The organism is Wolbachia endosymbiont of Madathamugadia hiepei (assembly GCF_013366855.1).
GTDB lineage: Bacteria > Pseudomonadota > Alphaproteobacteria > Rickettsiales > Anaplasmataceae > Wolbachia.
The window spans coordinates 1-6,979 of sequence record NZ_WQMP01000044.1 but is presented as its reverse complement, the minus strand read 5'-3'; the positions used below and the strand labels follow the sequence as shown (position 1 = coordinate 6,979).

The window sequence follows — 6,979 nt, the reverse complement described above, 5'->3', positions numbered from 1 at the left end:
TTATTTAAGAAGAAAGAAATAATGCAATTTTGGCTGCTTAAGTCAGAGCCAAGTGAATATTCATGGCAAGAAATGGAAAAGGAGAAGGTAGCTAAGTGGGATGGTGTATGCAACTATCAAGCTCAAAGCTATATGAGAGCTATGAAATTAGGTGATTCTGCGTTTTTTTATCATACAGGTAAAGAAAAAGCGGTACTTGGGATAGTTGAGATCTTTAAAGAATATTACCTCGTTAACGACTCCAAGTTTGGACTGGTAGATGTGAAATTTTCCAATCCTTTGAGTAATCAAGTAACGTTAAGTGATATAAAACGAAACCCACTTTTAAAAAACATGGCCATGTTAAAACAACCGCGCTTATCAGTTTCTCCAGTCTCAGAAGCCGAATGGAATGAAATAATAAGAATGAGTGAATGTTAGAAGTAAATATTCTTGATGAGAGGTGGCACAGCATTACAGAGGATCCGGAGAGCTTTGTATTAGATATCATAAATGCTTCTCTGAAAGAATTAAAAATAGACCACTATAAACCAAGTATATCGATAGCTCTTGCTGATGATGATTTACTACATCGACTTAACTTAAGATTTAGAAAAATGGATAAGCCAACTAACGTGTTATCATTTCAGTGTGAGCAATTATCTAACAAGTGCGATTTAGGAGACATAGCAATTTCGATAGATACAATACAAAAAGAGTCAAATGAACACCATATATCTATCTTAGCTCACGTTGCACATATGTTAGTGCATGGATTGCTACATTTACTTGATTACGATCACCAAAAAGAAGATGAGGAAATTATAATGAAAGACCTAGAAAGAAAAATTTTAGCTTCGCTTGGCTATAATATGAGCACGATTTAAAAGGAATTTAATAAAAAATATAGTAGAGAATGCTAAAATATGTTATCTACAAAGCAAGAGAGTTTTTAGCTATAGACGATAAAAGGTAAGCAATATGGTCCAGTTTTCTCTGCCAAAGAACTCTAAAATTAATGAAAAGGGCAAGGTCTACCCTGTTCCTGCTAGGGTAAAAAACGTCAGAAGATTTCAAATTTACCGTTGGTCTGCTGACGACGAGAAAAATCCTAGAGTAGACACGTTTTTCATTGATATGGATAATTGTGGCCCTATGGTGCTTGACGCATTAATAAAAATAAAGGATGAAATAGATTCAACCTTAACCTTCAGACGTTCTTGTAGAGAAGGAATATGTGGATCTTGTGCTATGAATATTAATGGAACCAACACTCTTGCATGTACTAAATCCATAGATGATATAAAGGGTGACGTAAAAATATATCCATTACCCCATATGTATGTAATAAAAGACCTAGTTTCGGACCTGAGTCAATTTTATGAGCAATACAAGTCAATTAATCCTTGGTTACAAGCAGATAAACCTGACTTACCAAATCAAGAGTATTTACAATCTCCTGAAGATAGAGAGAAACTGGATGGCCTTTCTGATTGCATATTGTGTGCTTGTTGTTCAACTGGCTGCCCAAGCTATTGGTGGAACAGTGATAAATTTTTAGGACCAGCAATACTGCTACAGACTTACAGATGGATCGCTGATAGCCGTGATAATAAGACAAATGAGAGACTTGACGCCTTGAATGATCCGTTTAAGTTGTATCGTTGTCATACAATAATGAATTGCACAAAAACCTGCCCTAAAGGGCTTAATCCAGCAAGAGCAATAGCGAAAATGAAGCAGCTTATGGTAGGAAGGAAAGGAGTTTGAGGCTACCTTTTGCATTCCTCATAGGAAAAGAGTAAACCTTCTGAAGCATAGGGTATTATCAATATCCTGAACATTTTTCCATTTGTAAGATGGATCGTATCATTATGCGGTCCAAATAATCTTTTGAATAATTCATGCCTTTGGTTACTAATAGTTTGAAAATCTTTTTGTTCTAAAAGCTTCTGAGATTCGAATAGGTAAAGCATGACTTCATGATAAGTTGGATGGGATGCCAAAAACTTTGTATCAAGTTGAAAGGTTTTTACAAAAGCATTATTATAAAACTTCAGTTTTTGATTCTTACTGTATATTGCAATAGCAATTGGTAACTCCTCAAGTAAACTTTTCTGTGCAGCTAAATAACTATCTAGTCTAGCACGTAACTCCTCTGCATCGCTAACATCTTTTCCATATATTACCGCACCACCAAAATTTTGCATTGGAATTCTAATAAAATCAAAAACCTTGCGTTCGTTTTTGCAAGTTATCACATGTTTTCCTGGTTTGGTGCTGTGGACACTATCAGTAACAGCCAATCTCTGGGAGCTATTTATATATTTATCATAAAATAGGTTGCAAAACTTTACTTTTTTATTTTCATTATATTTTAGTATTGGAAACGGCAGAGAGTTAAGAATGCTCCTGTAGTTCTCTACTTTTTGTTTAAGCTGACTATTTTCTGACTCCAGTTCGTTAGCTTTTATCTTGCAGTCTGAGACGTTTCTTATCCACAACAGCACACCAATTACGCTATTAGAGTTGTCTATTATGCTTCTGCCATAACATATACAGTAAACTTCACCCTCTTTTGATTTCAAGTCCAGAGTAAAAGATTTATTTACTTTTTTTGCCTCAGTAAAATTTTTAATTAAGCTTTCCGATTGCTCAAAAAAGTTGACAAACTCATTAAATGAGTAAAAAACAGTATTAAGTAAAATTAGTAAGTTAGGAGAAAACTTTTCTATACGTTTTTTTGCATCCCAAATATAAAACCCATCATCCACAGTATCAATTAAGTTACTTATTATAATATTTTGATGTTGTAGTCTCTTAATTTTATTATCCACTTTCAATTTGGAATAAGAAAGAAAGAATAATATTAAAATTAATAATAAAACTACTTCATACAAAAAAAACATAGTACTTTTAAAACAGACGTAAAAATTTATAACCGCTCAACAAGGGTATGTATAAGTTACGCTGAAGAAGCGTACAAGTAAAGATTGCCTAATATCTGAAAGCCCAATCTTTTGTAGAGGTTGACGGAAGGTTTCATACAATGCGCTACTATATATTTGCACTTAAGCTGCTGAATTATCTTGACTCTTTCTAAAACCATTTGAGTACCTATCCCATGGTTTCTATGAGTCGGTAAAACTCCATCGCTATAGAAACCAGCTACGTTGTCCTGAATGCAAAAGCCGCATGTTCCAAAAACTTCGTTGTTTAGTGTGGCAAGAAAAAATCTTAATCCAGAGTCTTTATCATTATAACTCGATAATCCGCGAAAAAACGTGCTAACAATTCCAACGTTGTGATAAAAAATTTTAGAAGTACATAAATCTAACTGTTCTAAGAGGTTGCTACTATTTACAGCGTTCAACCTCAAATCTGGAACAATATCAGCAGGTAAGAAGTAGTTTTTCATATTAAGTAAAGCTTTTTTTGGTGTGCTAACGTGTTTTATCTTACACTTTTCTAAAATGCCCTTTGTCTTTGTATGCGAATCCATTACCCATGTTGCTTCTATATTCCTTGTTCTAAGATAATCTAGAGTTCTTTGTACAGAAAGCTCGTTGCATTGTTCTCCACAAAACACAAAATTGAATAATGATTCTCTAGTGCCATTTATTGTGAATGTGATGTTATCAAATTCATCATGCACTTCCCACTGAGATAAGTTTGCTGTGTACAGTATATAATCCTTCAGATTTTTAGTAACCAAGCTTGAATAATAAATTTTCTTATCCTGCATACATAGACAATAAACAATAAAAGGCCCCTATGAGAACACAGGCTAAAATTGCAGCTATAATATCATCTAGCATAACGCCTAGAGGACCTTTGATATTTTTATCAATCAAATTTATAGGCCACGTTTTTATTATATCAAAAAACCTAAAGGAAAAAAAGCACAACAGTAATAAAGGATAATTCACTTCTTGGTTTAGCAATGTTGAAATTAGAAATATTGTCAGCAATTGACCAACTGCTTCGTCAATCACTACCTCTTTTGGATCATGTGAAGTCTGATAATGTTTTATGTAATTACTTGTGGACCACAATCCGATTAAGAATAAGAAAAAGATCATTGCTGCACCTAAAATTTTGTTACCTAGTATTAGAGGAACAACTGGATAAGCAGCTAAACTGCCTACAGTACCTGGCATTTTCTTTACTGTGCCAGATAGCCACCATGTTGATATCAATTTATATAAAAATTCCACAGTACACCAAACTACAAAATTAATTTACAAGAGCAGAAATAGTATCCTTTATAGATACGCTTTCATACAACAATCTATAGACCGCTTCACATATAGGCATTTTTATCTTTAGCTTCTCTGCTAAATTAAATGCAGATTGAGCAGTACTAAAACCTTCAGTCACTGACTTACCTTCTGACAGAATCTGCTGAACGTCAAAGCTATCGTTACTACTACCTATTTTAAACCCAAAGGACAGATTTCTTGAATTCAAGGACGTGCATGTCATAACCAGATCACCCAAACATGCTGGTCCAAGTAGCGTGTCTATATTAGCGTTACCTGTTTTTGCTAGATATAAAGCCTTTACTTCATTTATACTATTTGTTATCAGTGCTGCGTGAGCATTGCATCCGAGTTTTTTACTTAAAATAATTCCACATGCTATAGCAAAAATGTTCTTTAGTGCTGCACAAATCTGTACTGCTATGATGTCCCTGCTAAAGTATAGTTTAATATTTTCCTGCTGTAGTTCTGATATTAGCTTTGAACCTAATGCACTGTTTTGACATGCAAGAACCATTGAATAGGGTAGTTTTTTTGCAACTTCTATAGCAAAACTAGGACCTGAAAAAATGGCAACTTGATTGTTAGGTAAAACTTCATTTACTATTTCACTAGGTAGTTTTAATGTAGATCTTTCTATTCCCTTGCAGGCTAAGATTATTGCTACATCTTTTTTTAAGCCACAATCATGTAATTGCTGACATACCTGTCTTAGAGATTGGGTAGGAACAGCGATGATTATTGCTGAAGCATTAACTACTTCCCCAATAGCTAATTTTACTGACACGCTATCAGAAATTCTACAACCAAGTAATTTGTCACTTTCTCTTGTTCTATTGATTGATTCGAAAGTAGTTTTATTACGGGTCCACAAAGTCACATCTTGTTTATCACTTAGTGAAATTGCAATTGCTGTACCCCATGCACCAGCGCCTAAAATTGATATCGTCACACAATGCCTCTGAAAAGTATTACTTATACTTTAGAATGGTAGGATAAGTAAATTAAAAATATAACACAGATATATAAAATAGTTAAATATTTATTAACCTAAGTATTCTTTTAGTAATAATAGTTTTAACTCAATATTTACTAAAAATAATGTTATTCTTATGATATATAGTATATCTATTATGTTTTAGATCTATTTATATAATTTTGGAATGGTATATCTATTACTAGTAGTTTTGACCATTTGTTAATAAAAGTTTGATTTGTTACTTTCCTTAGTTATATATATTACTAAAATTATAAATTACTTACGGGGTGTAAAATATGCGTATATTACTAATTGAAGATGATCAAGTAAGTGCAAAGACTGTGGTTAACGCTTTAACTTCTGATGGGCACTTTTGTGATGTTGTAACTTCTGCGCAAGACTACAACAATAATATGGTTTCCTCAAATGGAGATCACTATGACCTAGTTATTCTAGATATACACTTGCCCGGTGATATTGATGGATATGATATATTGTTAAGACTAAGAAGTGCAAAAATTACAGTTCCTGTCCTGATACTTTCGTGCATATCAGCCGTTAATCAGAAAGCTAAAGGACTTGGATACGGCGCTGATGATTACTTAACTAAACCATTCCATAAAAGTGAGCTACTTGCTCGAATAAAGGCAATAGTACGTCGTACTAAAGGTCATCCTGAATCAGTGATCAAAATTGGTAATATAAATATCAATTTTGATCATAGGATTGTTGAGGTAAAAGGTAAAACGGTTCATCTGACTAATAAAGAATATTCTATGATAGAGTTGCTAGCGTTACGTAAAGGAACAGTACTAACAAAGGAAATGTTTTTAAATCATCTCTACAATGGTTTAGATGAACCTTCAGATAACAAAATAGTTGATGTCTTTATGTGCAAGTTGCGTAAGAAACTTGAAAGTGCAAATGATGGAAAAAGCCACATAGAGACCGTTTGGGGCAGAGGGTATGTCTTGAAAGAGTATGTTGATGAAGAGGAATATTCTAATGCCAATGTAGGTGAGAATAGTGGTGGCTATCAAGCAGAACAAGTAAAAGACAACGCGTAAAGTGCTTATACATTTGAATACGGCATAATTGATATTTATGTGAGTGTCTAGGTGAAATATAAGCCGGGTTCTGTTTATGTAGCTATTTATCTGGAGTAAATGTTACCATTTACTGCTTGCGATTTACCCGAGTAGATATGAGGAAAAACATAAGGTCTACTCTTATTTAATCTTGCTCCTAGCGTTGGTTACTCAACTACCAATGTTGCCATTGTTATGGTGTGCTCTTACCACACCTTTTCACCCTTACCTAAAATACTTTAGGCGGTAATTTTCTGTAGCCCTATAACTGGAGTTACCTCCGGCGGGCGTTACCCGTCACTATTTTTCCTTGGAGCCCGGACTTTCCTCTGTTGTGCTTATCACACAACAGCAGCTACTTATTTCACCTAGGGTTATACTTTAACATGAAAATCATAAAAGTAAAACAATTTCCCTGCTAATCAATGGTCCGCATATCAAACATAAGGCAACAGCTAAAGGTAATGTCTTGGTACATCATTATACCAAATCCCAATGGTAATAGGACAAATTGAAAAGTTTCTCTACGATGAAAAATTTAGCAAATTTATTATGTATCTTGTTTGATAACGAAAATTGGTATAACCTTTATGCTTAAGAAATTTACCAAGCGAGAAAAAAAGCAAAAAAAGCCCAGGTCGGTGGCTAATTATTTATATGTACCTCAAATA

General features: G+C 33.8%; 8 protein-coding genes and 1 other RNA gene. 4 read left to right on the top strand and 5 right to left on the bottom strand.

All coding sequences use genetic code 11. The annotated features are described in order from the left end of the window. The first annotated feature begins 21 nt into the window (after positions 1 to 21). The 3 genes from GO685_RS02430 (at position 22) to GO685_RS02420 (ending at position 1,749) form a co-directional block, all read left to right on the top strand. On the top strand, positions 22 to 420 hold the full coding sequence (locus GO685_RS02430) for an EVE domain-containing protein (RefSeq protein WP_175937425.1): 399 nt from the start codon (positions 22 to 24) through the stop codon (positions 418 to 420). Continuing rightward, positions 414 to 866 carry an rRNA maturation RNase YbeY gene (gene ybeY / locus GO685_RS02425; protein WP_175937424.1) on the top strand — a complete coding sequence of 151 codons (453 nt, stop codon included), beginning with the start codon at positions 414 to 416 and terminating at the stop codon, positions 864 to 866. The genes GO685_RS02430 and ybeY overlap by 7 nt, the downstream gene beginning before the upstream one ends. 94 nt (positions 867 to 960) lie before the next feature. Further along, entirely contained in the window at positions 961 to 1,749 is a 789-nt protein-coding gene (locus tag GO685_RS02420; protein WP_175937423.1) for a succinate dehydrogenase iron-sulfur subunit, read from the top strand. Between the two features lie 2 nt (positions 1,750 to 1,751). Here GO685_RS02420 and GO685_RS02415 read toward each other — a convergent pair whose 3' ends face one another. The 4 genes from GO685_RS02415 to GO685_RS02400 are packed head-to-tail and all read right to left on the bottom strand — an operon-like array spanning position 1,752 to position 5,193. After that, on the bottom strand, positions 1,752 to 2,888 hold the full coding sequence (locus GO685_RS02415; RefSeq protein ID WP_175937422.1) for a hypothetical protein: 1,137 nt from the start codon (positions 2,886 to 2,888) through the stop codon (positions 1,752 to 1,754). 56 nt (positions 2,889 to 2,944) lie between these two features. Continuing rightward, positions 2,945 to 3,724: a GNAT family N-acetyltransferase gene (locus GO685_RS02410; RefSeq protein WP_175937421.1), complete on the bottom strand. Its 780-nt coding sequence runs from the start codon at positions 3,722 to 3,724 to the stop codon at positions 2,945 to 2,947. Then, the gene (locus GO685_RS02405) at positions 3,714 to 4,196 is read right to left on the bottom strand and encodes a phosphatidylglycerophosphatase A (RefSeq protein WP_175937420.1); all 483 of its coding nucleotides are present in this window, start codon (positions 4,194 to 4,196) and stop codon (positions 3,714 to 3,716) included. The genes GO685_RS02410 and GO685_RS02405 overlap by 11 nt, the downstream gene beginning before the upstream one ends. A 19-nt stretch (positions 4,197 to 4,215) precedes the next feature. Then, a complete protein-coding gene (locus GO685_RS02400) occupies positions 4,216 to 5,193 on the bottom strand; it encodes an NAD(P)H-dependent glycerol-3-phosphate dehydrogenase (protein WP_175937419.1) in 978 nt (325 codons plus the stop codon). Between the two features lie 323 nt (positions 5,194 to 5,516). Between GO685_RS02400 and GO685_RS02395 the strand changes: the two genes are divergently transcribed. Next, positions 5,517 to 6,287: a response regulator transcription factor gene (locus tag GO685_RS02395; RefSeq protein WP_175937418.1), complete on the top strand. Its 771-nt coding sequence runs from the start codon at positions 5,517 to 5,519 to the stop codon at positions 6,285 to 6,287. A gap of 43 nt (positions 6,288 to 6,330) precedes the next feature. On the opposite strand, the gene rnpB is transcribed toward GO685_RS02395, so the two are convergent. Further along, positions 6,331 to 6,680: RNase P RNA component class A (gene rnpB / locus GO685_RS02390), an RNA gene on the bottom strand. Positions 6,681 to 6,979 lie beyond the last annotated feature (299 nt).